The organism is Nonomuraea spiralis (assembly GCF_014648435.1).
In the GTDB taxonomy this organism is placed as follows: Bacteria; Actinomycetota; Actinomycetes; order Streptosporangiales; family Streptosporangiaceae; genus Nonomuraea; species Nonomuraea spiralis.
Window position 1 is genome coordinate 21,555 of the sequence record NZ_BMRC01000018.1, and the last position, 16,500, is coordinate 38,054.

Sequence of the window (16,500 nt, forward strand, 5' to 3'; positions counted from 1 at the left end):
CGTCGTACCAGAAACCGGGCGGTGGCACGGTAGCGCAGACTGTACCCCGTAACGGTAGCAGGCGGGATCGATGGCGGTAGGGCCCGCGCGGAATGCTTACCGGCGGAGGCGACGACCGCGCCACCCGATGTCCCCGGGCTCCACCGAGCGCAGGAGCCCAGCATCGCCGCTCTGGGCGGAAGGAGTTGGATTTCACGCGATGGCCGCCGGGACTCCCGATCGGCCGGACGATGCTCCCGGCGGGCGCGGCCGGCTTTCTGCGGAGCAACGGGCGCGAGGTATCCGCAGCGGCCACGATGTACTGGACGCACTGCCTGCCACGCACATGCACGCCCCGCCTATCGGTATGAGTGCACCCGCCTTTCCCTGCGGAAGTTTCAGCACATCGACCTTGAAGGCGTCCTAGCGTCCAAGGTCTTCACGACCTCAGGTTCCTCCGGCATCACCGAAGCCCACATGGCCCGCGCGGCTTCGAGCACCTGATCAAAGAGTTCACGGTGCGGCGCACCGGAGCGGAAGTCGTCGTCGGGATCCATCGGTAAACCGGTCCCGTCAACCGTGCCCCCGGAGCTGCTGACAGAAAACGGCGTGACCCTGCCCCACGCCATCCATCGGCGCCGTTCACCTGGGCGGATGCCCTCGCCGTATCGGCACCGCAGAAGGGATCGCCTCACGATGCCAGGAGCTCTGGGTCCCCTTTCACATCCCGAATATCCAACCGGAGAAGGAGAAACACCCATGACCGTCTCGAAACGACCGGTGGTGAGGCGCCGGCGCGCGGTGCTCGCCGTACTCGCCGCGCTGGGCGTCTTAGCCGTGCCGGTGGCGCCCTCAGCCGCCGGCACGACCGCGCCGCCGCCCGGCCCTGTGAACCCTGTACGCGGGCAGGGCGGCGGCGACACGATCACGCTGATCACCGGTGACCGGGTGGCCGTGTCCGGCAAGCCGGGCGCGGCGGCGTATGAGGTGACGCCGGGCGCCGGGCGCAAGGTGTCGTTCTCGATCGAGACCAGGGCCGGGCAGACCTACGTCCTGCCTTCCGACGCGGCGCCGCTGATCGACGCGGGCCTGGTCGACGAGCGCCTGTTCAACGTCACCCGGCTGCTGGAATGGGGTTACGGCGACGCCCGCCGGACCACCATCCCGGTCCTGACCAAGGGGGGCGTCGCCCCGGGGCCCGCTGCCGCCGGGGTCGCCCTGAAGTCGGTCGGCCTGAGGGCGGCCGAGGTTCCCAAGGCGCAGGCCGCCACCGTCTGGCAGCGGCTGCACCCGGCGGCGGGCGCCACGACGCTTGCGGCCGGGGTGTCCAAGCTGTGGCTGGACGGCGGCGTCTTCCCCGCCCTGGACAAGAGCGTCCCGCAGATTGGCGCCCCGCAGGCGTGGGCCAAGGGCCTGACCGGTAAGGGCGTCACGGTGGCCGTGCTCGACACCGGCTATGACCCCGACCACCCCGATCTGAAGGGCGTCGTCACCCAAGCCGTCAACTTCACCGACGCGCCCGACACCATGGATACGTTCGGCCACGGTACTCATGTGGCCTCCACCGTCGCAGGCTCGGGAGCGGCCTCCGGCGGCAAGTACCGGGGCGTGGCGCCCGATGCGAAGATCGCCGTCGGCAAGGTCCTCAAGGGCCGCGGCGGCAACAAGACGTCCGACGTGATCGCCGGCATGGAATGGGCGGCCTTCGAGATCAAGGCCCCCATCGTCAACATGAGCCTCAGCATGACCGACACACCGGCCCTGGACCCGCTGGAGGAGGCAGTCAACACCCTCTCCGAACAGACGGGAAGCCTGTTCGTGGCCGCAGCCGGCAACAAGGGATTAGGAGGCAAGGAGACCCTCCAAAGTCCCGGCAGCGCCGACGCCGCGCTGACGGTTGGCGCGGTCGGTCGTGACGAGAGCCTGGCGTTCTTCTCCAGTCGCGGCCCCCGTTTCATCGACCGGGCCGTCAAACCGGACATCACCGCCCCCGGCGTGGGCATCGTCGCCGCCCGGGCCAGTGGCGGCACCGCTGACCCGTACGTGGCCGAGGACGGCACCTCGATGGCGGCCCCGCACGTGGCCGGTGCCGCGGCCATCCTGCTGCAGCAGCACCCCGGCTGGAGCTGGAGGCAGCTCAAGGCCGCGCTGATGGCGACGGCCAGGCCGAACCCCGCCCTGACCCAGTACGAGCAGGGCGCCGGGCGCGTCGACGTGGCCAGGGCGGTCACACAGGACGTCGTCGGCGACACCGGCAACCTGTGGACCTACCGATTCTGGCCCCACAACGACAACCCCCTCACCAGCGACGTCACCTACACCAACACCTCCGACCGGCCGGTGGAGCTGACCCTGACCGAGGACAGCCCCTACACTCTGTCGGCCGACCACCTCACCCTCCCCGCCGGCGGCCACGCCACGGTGCGGCTCACCCTGGACCCCACCCTGCCGGCGGGCGACCACCCCGGCATCCTCACCGCCACCGCGGGCCAGAGCGTCCTGCGCACCCTGGCCGGCGCCTACGTCGAACCCGAGTCCTACAGCCTGACGGTCACAACCGTCGGCAGGAACGGCGAACCGGTGCCGGATGTCGACGCGAGGCTGTACAACCTCAAAACCGGTGAGACCGCCTCCCTGAGGTTCATCGACGGCGTCGTCCACCGGCGCCTGGGGCCCGGCGACTGGAATCTCAAGGCCAGACTGACGGAAATGGAGAAGAACGACGAGCAGAACAAGATACTCAGCGAGACCTTCACCGACCGCCCGATCCGGGTCGGGCCCGCCGACGTGCGGCTGACGCTGGACGCCCGCCTGGGCAGGCAGATCGAGCTCACCGTCGACGACCCCGCCGCCAAACCGGTCGGTGACCTTAGGGTGGTGGTGGGCAACACCACAGGCACGGGCTACGAATACGTGGAACGCTTCTCTCCGAATTACCCTGTGTTCGTACTGCCCTCCCGTAGGGAGGGGCGGACCTACCTGGCGTACCAGGTGCTGGCCTCGGACGCGTCGGCGGGTGCGGCGCCGAGCCGGTATGACCTGATCGACTACCGTACCGGGGAGATCCCGTTCAACCCGGTCAGGCGGTTCACCAGAGCCGGCCTGGCCAAGGTCGCCATGACCTTCCGTGCGCAGGACACCGGCGGCACCGCCAAGTTCCGGCGGGAGATCGTCCCGCCCGGCGAGCAGTTCCTCGTCGGTGTGAACACCGACGTCATGCTTCCCGGCACGCTCGACAGCTATCTCACGCCCGGTGCGGGCCTGCGCTGGTCCGGCCGGGTCACCCAGGGCGGCTACGTCCTGGCCGACCTGGACGCACGGGCCGTGCCGCACGGGCAGCACACCGAGACGTGGAACACGGCGGTGACCGGTCCCGGCGCGCTGCGCATCACGCGGGAAGGTGACGAACTCGGCTACTTCTTCGGCGGCCTGTTCAGCGACGGCGACCTCGGCCACACCGGCTGGGATGGCGACATCACCGGCACGGTGAAGCTGCTCAACGGCGACACCGTCCTGCAGGAGAACGACCTGGCCGACTGCGACATCCCCGACCACTGCCTGCTGTCCGCGCAGGTTCCGCCCGCCGAAGGCGCCTACACCGTGGCGGTCTCGGCCCGCCGCGAGGCCGGACGCGGCCTGTCCACGGCCGTCGACACCTCCTGGACGTTCACCTCGGCCCACACCACCGAGGACACGCGGTACGAGGTGCCGTCGATCCGGTACATCCCGCAGGGGCTGGACGACTCCAACCGGGCCAAGCCAGGCTCGACGACCCAGATCCCGATCACGGCCGACAGGGGCAAGCTCACCACCCTCCGGGTCGAGGCATCCTTCGACGACGGCACAACCTGGCAGGACCTCCAGGTCAGCCGGAACGGCGAGGGCTGGACCACCTCGGTGACCAACCCCGCCACCCCCGGACACGTCACCCTGCGCGCCACCGCCACCGGCCCCGGCGGCGTCCAGGTGAACCAGACCATCACCCGCGCCTACGCCGTCCAAAACTGACGGACGACCACGCAAGCCCCTGAGCGCGGCGGCGGACCGGCACCAGCCAGGACCGCCGCCGCGCTCCCGCACACCGCCCCCTCCCGAACAACCCGGCCAGGATGCGGCCCAAGCGGGCACGGAAAGCTCAGCCGGTGCTGTTGAGCCGCGGTTCGGTACGGGAGCGTGCGCTGGGCACCTTCGTCGTCCATCACCTTGCGGCGGCGGTGTCACCGGCGCCGCCCTGTCCATGGCGTCAGTGGGAAAACGCCTGGAACTCGGCCGCACGCACCTGATCGTGTGTGGAGCCGGTCGTGGCGCAGTCCGTCGTGAAGTCCGGGTCGCGCTCCTGCTCACCGGCGTACAGCGGGTTGACGGTGCACTGCGAGCCGAGCACGCGCAGCATCAGGTGCGTGGCGCCGGTCGCCGGAACACGGAACGATCTGATGGTCATGTGGGGGCGATGGGCCAGGGACGGACCGAGGGGAACGCGTCCGGCCGGCTGGTGTAGATCGAGTGGAAGTTCGCCATGTCGGCACAGTCCGCGCGGCACGCGAGCACCTCGAAGGAGTGCAGGGACGAGAAGCGGGTCTGCCAGCCCGGATCGGCCGGGTCGAGGTAGTCGGCCCTGAGCGCGGCGCTGACCTGGATCCTGCGGACGGGCACCGGCCGGTCGCCCGCCGGGTCCACGATGACCGACTTGCCGGCGGGCACAGCCCGACAGGCCGTTCCGGACAAGCCTGAGCAACCTCGCCTGCGACGTGCCCGTCCTGGATCCGGTTCTGCTCAGTGACGTGGCAGCCGAGCACCCCGCATCGACCGGCCGGGCGCTGGGCCTCTCCCCCGCCGAGGGCCGGGTTCGGTTGCTGGACTACCGGCCCGTCTCCCAGGCAGCCGGCGCCTTGTGGACGCGGACCTACAACTATCTGCAGGGCACGATCGTGGCCAACACGCACGCCCTGCACAGTCCGCTGGTCCTCGCGCAGGCCGTACGGCATCTGATCGCGGTCACTTTGTCGGTCTTCCCCCTCACGACCGCGGCCGAGCCGGCCCACCTGGCCGGGCCTGACGCGCACCCGGAGACGTTGCGCCGCGCCATCGCCTACCTGGAGGCCCACCCCGACCAGGACATCACCGTCGCCGACATCGCCGCGGCCGCTCATGTCACCGTGCGCGCCGTCCAGCTCGCCTTCCGTCGCCATCTGGACATCACTCCCCTGGCCTATCTGCGCCGCGTCCGCCTGCACCACGTCCACCAGGACCCGCGCGCCGCCGATCCGGGGCGGCGCGATTCGGTCGCTGCCATCGCCGCTCGCTGGGGGTTTGCCCACTCATGGCCGGTTCTCCTCGTTGTATCGGCGGGAGTTCGGCCGTTCGCCCGGTACCACCTTGCACGGCTGACAGTGAGATTGCATCGCCGATGCTCTTGATGGTCACCGAGGCAAATCGGCCGTCCTGGGCGTAGGACAGCACCGTCACCGACCGCGGCGGCCATCGTGGCGGCCACCGCAGGCGTGCGCGCTCCCCAGTGCCGGTTCGTCGAGCTCGACCTCACCCTCGCGCCGCTGCTCTCGGCCTGGCGACGCCGTCCGGAACGGCCCTCGGCGTCCGGCCCGCGCTCAGCCACAGGACAGTGAACACGGCGCAGGCCAGCGTCACGGCACCCGCCACGAGGAAGGCGCTGTTGAGGCCGGATTCGAAGGAGGCGCCGCCGGACTCCCGCATGTGGACGATCGCTCCCAGCACCGCCACGCCGAGCACCGCGCCGATCTGCCGGGTGGTGCTGCTGACGCCCGAGGCCAGGCCGCCCTCCTGTGGGCTGACCGCCTGGATGGCGGCCCCGGTCAGCGGCGACATGGTGAGAGCGAACCCGATGCCGACGACCGCCAGCCGCCACCACACGTTCCCGTAGCCGGTATCGGCATGGACGAACCCCAGCGCCAGCAGCCCCAGCCCGGCCAGCGCCAGGCCGATGCCGGCGACGACGCGGAAACCGTACCTGGCCGCGAACCGGCCCGCGTACGGGCTGACGATCACCATGGCCAGCGAGACGGGCAAGGTCCGCAGCCCGGCGACCAGGATCGAAGTGCCCTGGACGTAGACGAAGAACTGGGAGAAGAAGAACGACGACCCCATCAGCGCGAACCCGACCACGACCATCGCGGTGTTGGACACCGTGAACAGCCGCTGACGGAACAGCCGCAGTGGCAGCATCGGCGTCGACACCCGACCCTCGACCACGACGAACGCGGCCAGGAGCACCAGCCCGGCGGCGAAACTGCCGAGGATCACCGGCGAGGTCCAGCCTCGGGAACCGCCCTCGATCAGGCCGTAGGTCACCACGCCCACCCCCGCGACGGACAGAACCGTGCCGGGGACGTCGATCGGCGGCGCGCCCGGGTTGCGGGATTCCCCCAGCACGCGCAGCCCGGCCAGCAGCAGGACCGCCCCGATGGGCACGTTGACCAGGAAGATGGCGGGCCAGCCGAAGGACTCCACCAGGATCCCGCCCGCCAGCGGTCCGGCGGCCAGGCCGATGCCGCTGAACCCGGCCCACAACCCGATCGCTCTGACGCGCTCCTTCGGAGCGGGATACGCGGCGGCGAGCAGCGCCAGTGAGGCGGGGCTCAGCGCGGCGGCCCCGACGCCCTGCAACACCCGTCCGGCGATCAGCCAGCCGATCGAGGGCGCGAGCGAACACACCACCGACGCGGCCGTGAACACCACCACCCCGGTCAGGAACACCCGCCTGCGGCCGAACCGGTCGGCGAACACGCCGCCCGACAGCAGCAGCATGGCCACCAGCAGCACGTAGGCGTCGACGATCCACTGCAGGCCGGTCAGCCCGGTGTGGAGCCGCTGCTGCATGTCGGGCAGGGCGGCGCCGACGATCGTGTTGTCGAGCAGCACCATGAACTGACCTGCGCAGGTCAGGGTGAGCAACGCTTTCACACAAATCCTTCCTCAGAACAGATGATCACCGTTCTTACGCTTCCACGAATGTGCACCCTAATGGCATGTCGCAAGTGCTCAAAAAGCCGAAGAAAGCGCTTCGAAAATGTCCTGCCCCAGGTCAGCAGGGGTGGTGACGGCGAGGCCATGGAATGGCGCTCCGCACAATGAGATAGATGTCTCCATGCTCATCGGTGCATAGCCATAACAAGCGGGATTTGTCCAGTAGCGAAATCAGGGGCTTAAAAGCGGTTCCCAAGAGAAGATCATCGTGATCGGCGTGACAGCGTGAAGAGCAGCGCTGACGCTGCCACGGCGGCGCCATGCCCCCGGATCGCCGCGCCTCGGACCTGACCGACGCGCAGTGGGAGCTGATCGAGCCGTCACTGCCCGCGCCGAACACCGGCGGTCGTGACGGCCGCGGCTACGACGCAGGTAAGAAGGTCAACGGCCGCAAGCGGTTCATCATCACCGACACCACCGGCCTGCTCGTGACGGTCGCGGTGCCGGCCGCGAGCCGGCAGGACCGCGACGGGGCCAAGACCGCCCTGCTGTCGGCGTACCTGACCACCCCGATCCGGCACGTCTTCGCCGACCAAGGCTTCGCCGGTCGGCTGGTGGACTGGGCCCGCGACACCCTGCGCACCACCCTGGAGATCGTGCGCAAGCCCGCTGACCAGCGCGGCTTCAGCGCCGTCTCCCGACGTTGGGTGGTAGAGAGGACGCTGGCCTGGCTGACCGCCTGCCGACGTCCATGGAAATCACTTTGGAGCCGACCAGCAAGACGAGCACGGGAGCGGTGCCCGCGGCGATCGGCACCGCCGCTCGCAGGCAGGCGGTCACGATGGCTCGTCCATGCCCGAGATGCCCTCGCCACGCCACTGCGGCAGCCATGGCGACAAGCGCGATCAGAACGAAGGGCAGGGCTGGGGTCAGGGAGATCAAGGAAGAGGAACGCACAGCCGATTGTGCCTTGTCGCCGGCCAGTGGCCAGGCTCATCCTCCTGCCACTGTCGTAGAGAACGACATCAACGGGCATCACTGCCCAACCACGGACGAACTCCCGGTTCTCCAGGACCTCGGGGCGTCGCGGAGGCGATTGAAACAGGGACGGGGACAGGGTTCGTACGATCGGACACATGACATGTGTTCTGGTCGTCGAGGACGATCTGGTCATCAGGTCCGAACTGGTGGAGGCGCTTGCAGCGCAAGGCTATGAGGCGCTGCCGGCCGGGTCCGGAGCGGAGGCGCTGAACGAGGCGGATGAGCGTCAACCGGATCTCGTCCTACTGGATCTCGGCCTACCGGATGACGATGGAGTCGCGGTGTGCCGACGGCTGCGGTCAAGGGTGCCGGACACGGTGATCGTGGTTCTCACCGCCCGGACACAGGAGTTCGAGGTGGTCGTGGCTCTGGACGCGGGGGCTGACGACTACCTGACCAAGCCGTTCCGGCTGACCGAGCTGATGGCCAGGATCCGGGCCCATCTGCGGCGGCGTGGCCCGGCACAGGGAGAGCGGATGCTGACGGCCGGGCGCCTGCGGATGGACCTGCCCGCCCGCCGTGCCTATGTCGGCGAGGAAGAACTGGCGTTGCGGCCCAAGGAGTTCGATCTGCTGGCGGCGCTGGTGAGCCGCGCGGGTGAGGTGGTGACCCGCGAGCAGCTCATGGACGAGGTGTGGGACGAGAACTGGTTCGGGCCGACCAAGACGCTGGACGTGCACGTGTTCGCGCTGCGCCGCAAGCTGGCCGAGCACGGCGAACCGATGGAGCGGATCGTCACAGTGAGGGGCCGCGGCTACCGTTACGAGCCATGACCCGCCGCCCGTCCGGCCGCTAGATGTCGTGGCCCGGGAGCAGCAGGCTGAACAGCGGGGGCTTGGCGCGGCTGAGTACCAGCCGGCCACCTTCGGCCTCGGCCAGTGACCGGGCCAGGGCGAGACCGATGCCGTGGCTGTGCCCGCTGGACCTGACGAACGGGTCGCTGTCCGGGGCCACGCCGGGCCCGTGATCGCTCACCTCGACGGCCATGCCGGGGCCCACGTCGGAGACGGTGACGGCGACCTCTCCCTGGCCGTGGCGCAGGGCGTTGTCGAGCAGGACTCGCAGGATCTGCCGGACGGCGGCGGGCTGGGCGGTCACCGGCGGCAGTGCGGGTTCCACGGTGATGGTCAGGCGGCGGCCCGCTTGGGCCAGCGGGCCGTGCCATTCTTGCCGGATCTCCTCCATCAGCGCGTCCACGTCGAGTCGCTCGGCGGGCGTGCGGTTGTCCCGGCTGAGTCGTACGAGATCGTCGAGCACTTCCTGCAGCCGCTCGCCCCTGGTCAGCGCCGCCCGGACGGCCGGGGTCAGGTCCGTGCCGGGCCGGGACAGCGCCGATTCCAGGCCGAGCAGCAAGCCGGTCAGCCCGGTGCGCAACTGGTGGGACACGTCGGCGCTGAAGGCGCGCTCGCGGGCGAGCACGTCGCCGAGCCGGCGCGCCGTGGACTCCAGCGCCTGTGCGGCCTGGTCGGCCTCACGCAGCCCGGAGGGGGCGGCGCGGACGCTGAAGTCGCCGCCGCCGAGCGCCTGCGCCGCGGCGGTGAGCCGCTCCAAGGGGGCAGCGAGCCGCGCTGACTGGCGCACGGCCGCGCCCGCGGCCAGCGCGATCACGATCAGCGCCAGCCCGCCCATGAGCAGCCACGCCTGGTGGATACGCTGCTCGACCTCGGCGTTCGGCGTCGCCACCCGGATGATCAACGCGGGGCCCTCGTCGGAGGGGACGGGGGCGGACACCGCCAGGAAGCCGCCCTCCACCGCGTCGTGGACCCGGCCGTCCTTGCTGGAGGTGGCCAGGCCGGAGTAGGCGGGGCCGTTGCCGAACAGGCGGGCCCCGGACTTGGTGTAGCCGCCGATGGCCAGGTCGCCCGGCACTCCCGTCGGCAGTTTCAACGGCCCCCGCGGCTCGTCGGGGACGGCGGCCGCGACCCAGGCGGCGTCACGTTGCAGGGCCGCCACGGCCTGATCGTGGTAGAGGATGTTCACCGCGATCGCCAGCGGCACCAGGAAGAGCGCGACGGCGACGGCGGTGACGCTGACGATCACCACCAGCACCCGCCGACGCAGCGGGACACCCTGCGCTGTCACCCTTCCAGGGTGGCAGACGGCAGGTAAACGTCCCGCTAACCGGTTGCTGATCGGGCGCTTGCCGGCCTGTTCCTAGCGTGGAGACATGAAGGTACGGCGAAGCGTCATGGCCCTGGTCATGGCAGGGCTGGCGGCAGGCTGCTCGACAGTCACGCCCGCCCAGACCCAGGCCCAGCCCCAGACGCAGACACAGGTACAGGCGCCCGCGGGCAACGACACCCCGGCTCCGCAGCCCACGGAGTCGAACCCGCCGGGCGACATCCCGGACGACACGGTGTTCGTGGCCTACCGGCATCCCGGGCAACCGTATGAGGTGAAGGTGCCCGAAGGGTGGGCGCGCACGGACCTGCCCACCGGAGCGAGCTTCACCGACAAGCTCAACAGCATCCGCATCGAGACCAGGTCCGCCGCCTCCCCGCCGACCGAGGCGTCGGTCAGGAGCCAGGTCCACAGCATCGACATTCGCACAGTGGACACGGTGACAAGGAAGGGCGGAGAGGCGGTGCGGATCGTCTACCGCGCCGACAGCAGCCCCGACCCGGTCACCGGCAAGGTCGTCAAGGACGAGGTCGAGCGCTACGCCTTCTACCAGGCCGGGCACGAAGCGATCCTCACCCTGTCCGGGCCGGTCGGCGCCGACAACGTGGACCCGTGGCGCACGGTCTCCGACTCCTTCCACTGGACGGCGTCGTGATCGTGCAGGCCGAAGAGCTCTACCGGTTCTACCGGTCGGGGGACGAGGAGACCCGGGCGCTGCGTGGCGTCAGCCTTGATGTCGCCGCGGGCGAGGTCGTGCTGGTCAGCGGACCGTCGGGGTCGGGCAAGTCCACGCTGCTGGCCTGCCTGGGCGGGCTGGACGACCCGGACGGCGGCACCGTCAGGGTGGACGGCCATCGCATCAGTCACCGGCCGGAGGCCGAGCGGGCCGCGCTGCGCGCCCGCCTGGTGGGCGTGCTGTTCCAGAGCGGCAACCTGATCGAGCACCTGACAGTGGCGGCCAACGTCGACCTGGCCCAGCGGCTGGCGGGGCGGCGCGATCGTCGCCTGCGCGATGAGCTGCTGGACGGTCTGGGCCTGGCGGCCAGGGCGCGGGCGTGGCCGAGTGAGCTGTCCGGCGGCGAGTCGGCCCGCGCGGGGCTGGCAGTGGCGCTGGCCAACCGTCCGGCGCTGCTGCTGGCCGACGAGCCCACCGGCGAGCTCGACCAGCACACCGAGGGGCCCGTACTACGGCTGATCCGCCGGCAGGCCGGCGAGCGGACCGCCGTGGTGATCGCCTCGCACAGCCCGGCCGTGCGGCGGCTGGCCGACCGCGTCCTGGAGCTGAAGGACGGCCGAGCGACATGACCACGGAGGCCAAGGACCGGGCAGCGGGCATGGCCGCGCTGGTCACCTGCCAAGGTCTGGCCCGCTCGTACGGCAAGGGAGCGAACGCCCTGGTCGCCGTGCACAGCGTCACCTGCGAGCTGCGACCGGGACAGCAGGTCGCGATCACCGGCCCGTCGGGGTCGGGCAAGACGACGCTGCTGCACCTGCTGGCCGGGCTGGACCGGCCCACGGCAGGCCGGATCGCCTGGCCCGCCCTCGACGACCGCCCGCGCGGCCGCGTCGGCGTGGTGTTCCAAGGGCCCAGCCTGCTGCCCCCGCTCAACGTCGCGGAGAACGTCGCGCTGCCGCTGATCATCGCGGGTGTCGAGGATGCCGAGGCCAAGGAACGGGCGCTGATCGCGCTGGCCACGATCGGGCTGGCCGGCCTGGCCGGGTCGCTGCCCGAAGAGCTGTCGGGCGGGCAGGCGCAGCGCGTCGCGGTCGCCCGCGTGCTGGCCGCCGAGCCGCGCCTGATCATCGCGGACGAGCCCACGGCACAACTCGACTCGGACCTGGCCCGCAGAGTGGTGGACCTGCTCGTCGGGGTGGCCTCCCGGCTGGAGGCGGCCCTCGTGGTGGCCACGCACGACCCGCTGGTCGCGGCGCGGCTGCCCGCTACCTGGACCATGAGCGACGGAGCTCTCACATGTTGATCCTCATCTGGCTGCGCGGCCTGCTGACCCGCCGGACGGGCAGGCTCGCCGCAGTCGCGGCGGGCATCGCGCTCGCCGTGGCGCTTCCCGCCGCGCTCGGCGCGTTCCTCGCGACCGCGAAGGCCACCATGACGGCCCGCTCGATCCAGCGGGTGGCCGTCGACTGGCAGGTGGAGCAGCAGCCCGGCCAGACCGTGTCCGTTCCGATGCCCGGCACGTCCCGGCCGGTGAGCTTCGCCAGGATCGACGGCTTGGAGTCCCGGCAGGCCGGGCAGACGCTGACCACGGGCGCGGGCCAGGTCCTCGGGCTGCCCGCCGACTACGCCGCCACCTTCCCCGGCGAGCTGCGCCTGCTCGCCGGCAGGCCAAATGGGCCGCTGCTGGCCCAGCAGACCGCCGCCAACCTGCACGCCCAGCCCGGAGCCAGTGTCACCGTGCGCCGTCCGGGGCTGCCGGACGCGACGGTGGCGGTCACCGGGGTGGTGGAGCTGCCCGCCGCCGACTCGCTGTTCCAGCGCGTCGGAGCACCGCCCGGCGCGCAGCCGCAGGCGCCCCCGGACAACGTGCTGCTGCTGCCGGACAGCGACTGGCACCGGCTGTTCGACAGCATCCCGCGCGACCGGGTGCGCACCCAGTTCCACGTCCGCATCGACCACCGGCTGCCGCCCGATCCTGCCGCCGCCTACACCTCGGTCACGGGGCAGGCGCGCAACCTGGAGGAGCGCATGGCGGGCAGCGGCCTGGTCGGAGACAACCTCGGCGCGGCCCTGGACGCCGCCCGCGAGGACGCCCTGTACTCCCAGGTGCTGTTCCTGTTCCTGGGAGCGCCGGCGGTCGTGCTCGCGGCCCTGCTCGCCGGTCTCGTGACCCGCGCCGGGGCGCCACGGCGGATGGCCGATCAAGCGTTGCTGCGTACCAGGGGCGCCTCCAAGGGCACGCTGGTGCGGCTCGCGCTGGCCGAGACGGCGCTGGTGGGCGTGGCAGGAGTGCTGGCGGGCCTGGGGCTGGCCGCGCTGGCCGGGCGGGCGCTGTTCGGGTCGGCGAACGTGTCGTGGTGGGCGGCCGCTCTGGGACTGCTGGTCGCGGCCGTCACCGTGCTGCCGCCCACGCTGCGCGCCACCACCGTGGCGGCAGCTCGCCGTCCGGTCGGCGGATCGCGCCGATCGCCCGCCTGGTTGCGGTACGGGCTGGACCTGTGGCTGCTGGCCGGATCCGCGGTGATCTTCTGGATCACCAGCAAGAACGGCTACCAGCTCGTCCTGGTCCCCGAGGGCCTGCCCCAGCTGTCGGTCGACTACTGGGCCTTCGCCGGACCGGCCCTGCTGTGGACCGGCGCGGGCCTGCTGATCTGGCGCCTGACCAGGACGCTGCCCATCACCTGGGCGGTCCGGCCGCTGACCGGGGGCCTGGCGGGCACCGTCTCGGCGATGCTGACGCGCCAGCGCGCCCCGCTGGCACGGGCGGCCACCCTGGCCGCGCTGGCCGTCGCGTTCGCCGTCTCCACCTCCGTGTTCGACACGACCTACCGCCAGCAGGCCCAGGTGGACGCGGAGCTGACCAACGGCGCCGACGTCACCGTCTCCCAGACCAGGGCGACGGCGCAGCAGTTGGCGGCAGTGCCCGGCGTCGGGCGGGTGGAGCCGTTGCAACACCGCTTCGCCTACGTCGGCTCCGACCTGCAGGACCTGTACGGCATCCGCCCCTCCACCGTGCGCCTGCACGACGCCTACGTCTCCGGCGGCACCGCCCGCGAGATCCTCGACCGGCTCGCCCGGCAACCCGACGCGCTTCTGGTCAGCCAGGAGACCGTCAACGACTTCCAGCTTCACCTCGGCGACCAGGTGCGGCTGCGGACCGAGAACGGCAGGACCGTCCCCTTCCACTACGCCGGCGTCATCACCGAGTTCCCGACCGCGCCCCGCGACAGCTTCCTCGTAGCCAACGCCTCCTACCTGGCCCGCACCATGCCCACCGACACCATGTACCTGATCAGCGCCGACGGAGCCCAGCCGAGGCAGGTCGCCGCCGCGCTTCGCGGCAGGCTCGGGCCGACGGCGAAGGTCACCGACGTGCAGACCACGCGCCAGGTCGTCGGCAGCAGCCTCACCGCCGTGGACCTGGCCGGCCTGACAACCATCGAACTCGGCTACGCGCTGGCGCTGGCGGCCCTGGCCACCGGTCTGCTGCTGGCACTCGGCTTCGCCGAGCGGCGCCGCACCTACGCGCTGGCCCGGGTGCTGGGGGCGACCCCGCGACAGCTGGGCTCGTTCGTGTGGGCCGAGGTGGCCCTGGTCGGGGTGGCCGCGGCCGTGCTCGGGACACTGTGCGGATGGGCGCTGTCGAGGATGCTGGTGACCGTGCTCAGCGGGGTGTTCGACCCGCCTCCCGACGCGCTGGCCGTGCCGTGGGCGTACCTGGCCGTGCTGGGCGTCCTCGGCGTCGCGGCGTTGCTGGCAGCCGGGGCGGCGACGGTACGGACCGCCCGCCGGCCGCCGATGACCGTGCTGCGCGACCTGTGACCCATCAGCGGCCCTTCTCCAGCTCGGCCAGGAGCTCGGTCCAGCACCGGCCGACGACCTCAGGGGTGTAGCGCTGTGAGGTGGTCAGCGCGGCCGTGCCCATCGTGCGGCGACCGGCCTCGTGGTCGATGAGCAGCCCGATCGCCGCGGCCAGGGCGGTGACGTGCTGCCGCGGGACGAGCAACCCGTCGTGGCCGTGGGTGATGATCTCGCCCGGCCCGTCCGGACAGTCGAAGGCGACCACCGGCACCCCCTTGCTCAGTGCCTCCAGAACCGTCATCGGGAATCCTTCGCGGCGGGAGCTGAGCACGAAGATCGAGGCGTCGTCGAGTTCGGCGCCGACGTCCGCAGAGGGTCCGGGGAACTCGGCCGTGCGGGACAGGCCGAGCTCGTCGGTCAGCTTGAGCAGGCGGGCGCGCTCGGGTCCTGAGCCGACGATGCGCAGCCTCCAGCCGGGACGGGCGGCACTGACCTGTTCCCAGGCGCGCAGGAGCAGGTCGAAGCCCTTGACCTTGGCCAGGCGGCCGATCGCGACGACGGTCTCGGCGTTCAGCGGGGAGGGGCCGCCGGTGAGAGGTGGCGTGGCGTTGGCGATGCGCAGCAGGTGCCGCGGCGCGCGCGGGCCCAGTGCCACCCGGTAGGCGCCCAGATCGGCCTCCGTCAGGGTGACGAGCGCGTCGAGCCTGCCGTATCTGCGGGCGATCAGGTCCCGGACGGCGGGCTTGTGGGAACCGAGGCCGGTGTGCTCCTGCCCGATCGTGATGACGCCCGGCGGGGCCAGCAGGGCGGCGGCCAGGTTGAGGCCGGGGCGCGTGGTGATCAGGACACCGGTGCGCAAGCCACGTAGGAAACGCAGCAGAGCCAGATCGGTACGCAGGTCGAACCTGTCGTAGGCGGCCTCCTGCCGCGGAATGAGCCTGCTGCGGAGCAGCCGCGCACGCAGTGCGCCGTGAGGCCGGTGGCCTGCGCGGTCGTCCAGGAAGGTGATGCGAACGCCGGGCGGCACCTCGAAGAAGGGCTCCTCCCTGGTCCTGGTGACACTGACGATCTCGACGTCATGATGGGCCGCCAGCATACCGGCGAGGTTGAAGGCGGTCCTGATGGTGCCACCCATGCCGTACGCGTGCAGCAGGAGGATCTTCACCTGCCGGGTGCTGCGCGGACCGGCCCTGCGCGCCCTGCGGCCGTTGTCCGCCCGCAGCAGGAGTACCCCGAGCCGTCGCGCGTTGACGGTCAGGTGGACGGCAGCCGGGGTGAGGATGATCGAGCCCAGGGTGTCGCTGGGATAGTGCGCCCCGAGGTAGACCCTCGCGGTCATCTGACCCGCCACGAGCAGTGCGCCCGCCACCACTACGAGCCGGAAGAGGCGGGTCTTCCTGGCCAGCAGCGCCCCGGCCACCACGATCGACAGGGTCAGGCACACATGACCGCTGGGAAAGCTGTCAGAACCGAGCTCCCGCACCAGAGCGTCCACCGCCGGAGGCCGGGGACGGGCGACGACCACCTTGACCAGCGCGCCCACGCCCCACCCCGCCGCGATCACCGCCAGTACGCCCATGGCGGCGCGAGTCCGTCCCGTGACGGCGACACCCACGACGAGGAGGACGGCCAGGACCGTGCCCACGACGGTGCCGAAGCCCACGTTCAGGACCTGCGCCATCGCGGTGAGCCATGGGCCGCGCAGCGACTGCACCGCCTGGCTCACTCTCACGTCCACCGCTGTCCACCCCGGCGTGCGCGCGGCGAAGCCGACGACCACCCCCAGGCCCAGGAGAGCCGCGGAGACCGGCACCGGGACGGTCGTTGTGCTGCCTGATCTCATGAACGCACGGTAGAGAGAGGCGTGACAGCGCCCGCTCAGCACTCGGTTAGCGCGGCGCTTACCTTCCCGCGCGCGCAGGCCGGAGCAGATACGGGGT

General features: G+C 71.3%; 13 protein-coding genes. 8 read left to right on the forward strand and 5 right to left on the reverse strand.

The features are described from left to right. The first annotated feature begins 738 nt into the window (after positions 1 to 738). Positions 739 to 3,987, forward strand: a complete 3,249-nt coding sequence (locus IEZ27_RS35115; RefSeq protein WP_189651188.1) for a S8 family serine peptidase — start codon at positions 739 to 741, stop codon at positions 3,985 to 3,987. Between the two features lie 235 nt (positions 3,988 to 4,222). Here the strand turns inward: IEZ27_RS35115 and IEZ27_RS35120 are convergent, their stop codons facing one another. Then, positions 4,223 to 4,420 (reverse strand): hypothetical protein, encoded by a 198-nt coding sequence (locus IEZ27_RS35120; protein WP_189651189.1) that lies wholly within the window; start codon positions 4,418 to 4,420, stop codon positions 4,223 to 4,225. Further along, positions 4,417 to 4,680 carry a hypothetical protein gene (locus tag IEZ27_RS35125; RefSeq protein WP_189651190.1) on the reverse strand — a complete coding sequence of 88 codons (264 nt, stop codon included), beginning with the start codon at positions 4,678 to 4,680 and terminating at the stop codon, positions 4,417 to 4,419. The genes IEZ27_RS35120 and IEZ27_RS35125 overlap by 4 nt, the downstream gene beginning before the upstream one ends. Before the next feature lie 47 nt (positions 4,681 to 4,727). Between IEZ27_RS35125 and IEZ27_RS35130 the strand changes: the two genes are divergently transcribed. Next, positions 4,728 to 5,396 (forward strand): helix-turn-helix domain-containing protein, encoded by a 669-nt coding sequence (locus IEZ27_RS35130; protein ID WP_189651191.1) that lies wholly within the window; start codon positions 4,728 to 4,730, stop codon positions 5,394 to 5,396. Between the two features lie 121 nt (positions 5,397 to 5,517). Here the strand turns inward: IEZ27_RS35130 and IEZ27_RS35135 are convergent, their stop codons facing one another. Beyond that, the gene (locus IEZ27_RS35135; protein ID WP_229824627.1) at positions 5,518 to 6,918 is read right to left on the reverse strand and encodes an MFS transporter; all 1,401 of its coding nucleotides are present in this window, start codon (positions 6,916 to 6,918) and stop codon (positions 5,518 to 5,520) included. A 323-nt stretch (positions 6,919 to 7,241) separates the two neighbouring features. On the opposite strand from IEZ27_RS35135, the gene IEZ27_RS55640 reads away from it, so the two are divergent. Then, a complete protein-coding gene (locus IEZ27_RS55640; protein WP_189651192.1) occupies positions 7,242 to 7,937 on the forward strand; it encodes a transposase in 696 nt (231 codons plus the stop codon). A 120-nt stretch (positions 7,938 to 8,057) separates the two neighbouring features. Further along, complete coding sequence (locus IEZ27_RS35145; RefSeq protein WP_189651193.1) at positions 8,058 to 8,735, forward strand: response regulator transcription factor; 678 nt, start codon at positions 8,058 to 8,060, stop codon at positions 8,733 to 8,735. Positions 8,736 to 8,754: 19 nt separating this feature from the next. On the opposite strand, the gene IEZ27_RS35150 is transcribed toward IEZ27_RS35145, so the two are convergent. Beyond that, positions 8,755 to 10,044: a sensor histidine kinase gene (locus IEZ27_RS35150; RefSeq protein ID WP_189651194.1), complete on the reverse strand. Its 1,290-nt coding sequence runs from the start codon at positions 10,042 to 10,044 to the stop codon at positions 8,755 to 8,757. Between the two features lie 85 nt (positions 10,045 to 10,129). Between IEZ27_RS35150 and IEZ27_RS35155 the strand changes: the two genes are divergently transcribed. Genes IEZ27_RS35155 through IEZ27_RS35170 form a run of 4 tightly spaced genes read left to right on the forward strand, consistent with a single transcriptional unit; the run spans position 10,130 to position 14,581 of the window. Further along, entirely contained in the window at positions 10,130 to 10,738 is a 609-nt protein-coding gene (locus IEZ27_RS35155) for a hypothetical protein (protein WP_189651195.1), read from the forward strand. Further along, positions 10,696 to 11,388 carry an ABC transporter ATP-binding protein gene (locus IEZ27_RS35160; protein ID WP_229824628.1) on the forward strand — a complete coding sequence of 231 codons (693 nt, stop codon included), beginning with the start codon at positions 10,696 to 10,698 and terminating at the stop codon, positions 11,386 to 11,388. The genes IEZ27_RS35155 and IEZ27_RS35160 overlap by 43 nt, the downstream gene beginning before the upstream one ends. Then, a complete protein-coding gene (locus tag IEZ27_RS35165) occupies positions 11,385 to 12,062 on the forward strand; it encodes an ABC transporter ATP-binding protein (protein WP_189651196.1) in 678 nt (225 codons plus the stop codon). The genes IEZ27_RS35160 and IEZ27_RS35165 overlap by 4 nt, the downstream gene beginning before the upstream one ends. Continuing rightward, a complete protein-coding gene (locus tag IEZ27_RS35170) occupies positions 12,056 to 14,581 on the forward strand; it encodes an FtsX-like permease family protein (RefSeq protein WP_229824629.1) in 2,526 nt (841 codons plus the stop codon). The genes IEZ27_RS35165 and IEZ27_RS35170 overlap by 7 nt, the downstream gene beginning before the upstream one ends. Positions 14,582 to 14,585: 4 nt before the next feature. Here the strand turns inward: IEZ27_RS35170 and IEZ27_RS35175 are convergent, their stop codons facing one another. Next, on the reverse strand, positions 14,586 to 16,403 hold the full coding sequence (locus tag IEZ27_RS35175) for a glycosyltransferase (RefSeq protein ID WP_229824630.1): 1,818 nt from the start codon (positions 16,401 to 16,403) through the stop codon (positions 14,586 to 14,588). Positions 16,404 to 16,500: the final 97 nt, after the last annotated feature.

Bases quoted from the DNA above. Each gene is read 5' to 3' on its own strand.
- IEZ27_RS35115 (WP_189651188.1), top strand. From the start codon at position 739: ATGACCGTCTCGAAACGACCGGTGGTGAGGCGCCGGCGCGCGGTGCTC.
- IEZ27_RS35120 (WP_189651189.1), bottom strand. From the start codon at position 4,420: ATGACCATCAGATCGTTCCGTGTTCCGGCGACCGGCGCCACGCACCTG.
- IEZ27_RS55640 (WP_189651192.1), top strand. From the start codon at position 7,242: ATGCCCCCGGATCGCCGCGCCTCGGACCTGACCGACGCGCAGTGGGAG.
- IEZ27_RS35145 (WP_189651193.1), top strand. From the start codon at position 8,058: ATGACATGTGTTCTGGTCGTCGAGGACGATCTGGTCATCAGGTCCGAA.
- IEZ27_RS35155 (WP_189651195.1), top strand. From the start codon at position 10,130: ATGAAGGTACGGCGAAGCGTCATGGCCCTGGTCATGGCAGGGCTGGCG.
- IEZ27_RS35165 (WP_189651196.1), top strand. From the start codon at position 11,385: ATGACCACGGAGGCCAAGGACCGGGCAGCGGGCATGGCCGCGCTGGTC.
- IEZ27_RS35170 (WP_229824629.1), top strand. From the start codon at position 12,056: ATGTTGATCCTCATCTGGCTGCGCGGCCTGCTGACCCGCCGGACGGGC.
- IEZ27_RS35175 (WP_229824630.1), bottom strand. From the start codon at position 16,403: ATGAGATCAGGCAGCACAACGACCGTCCCGGTGCCGGTCTCCGCGGCT.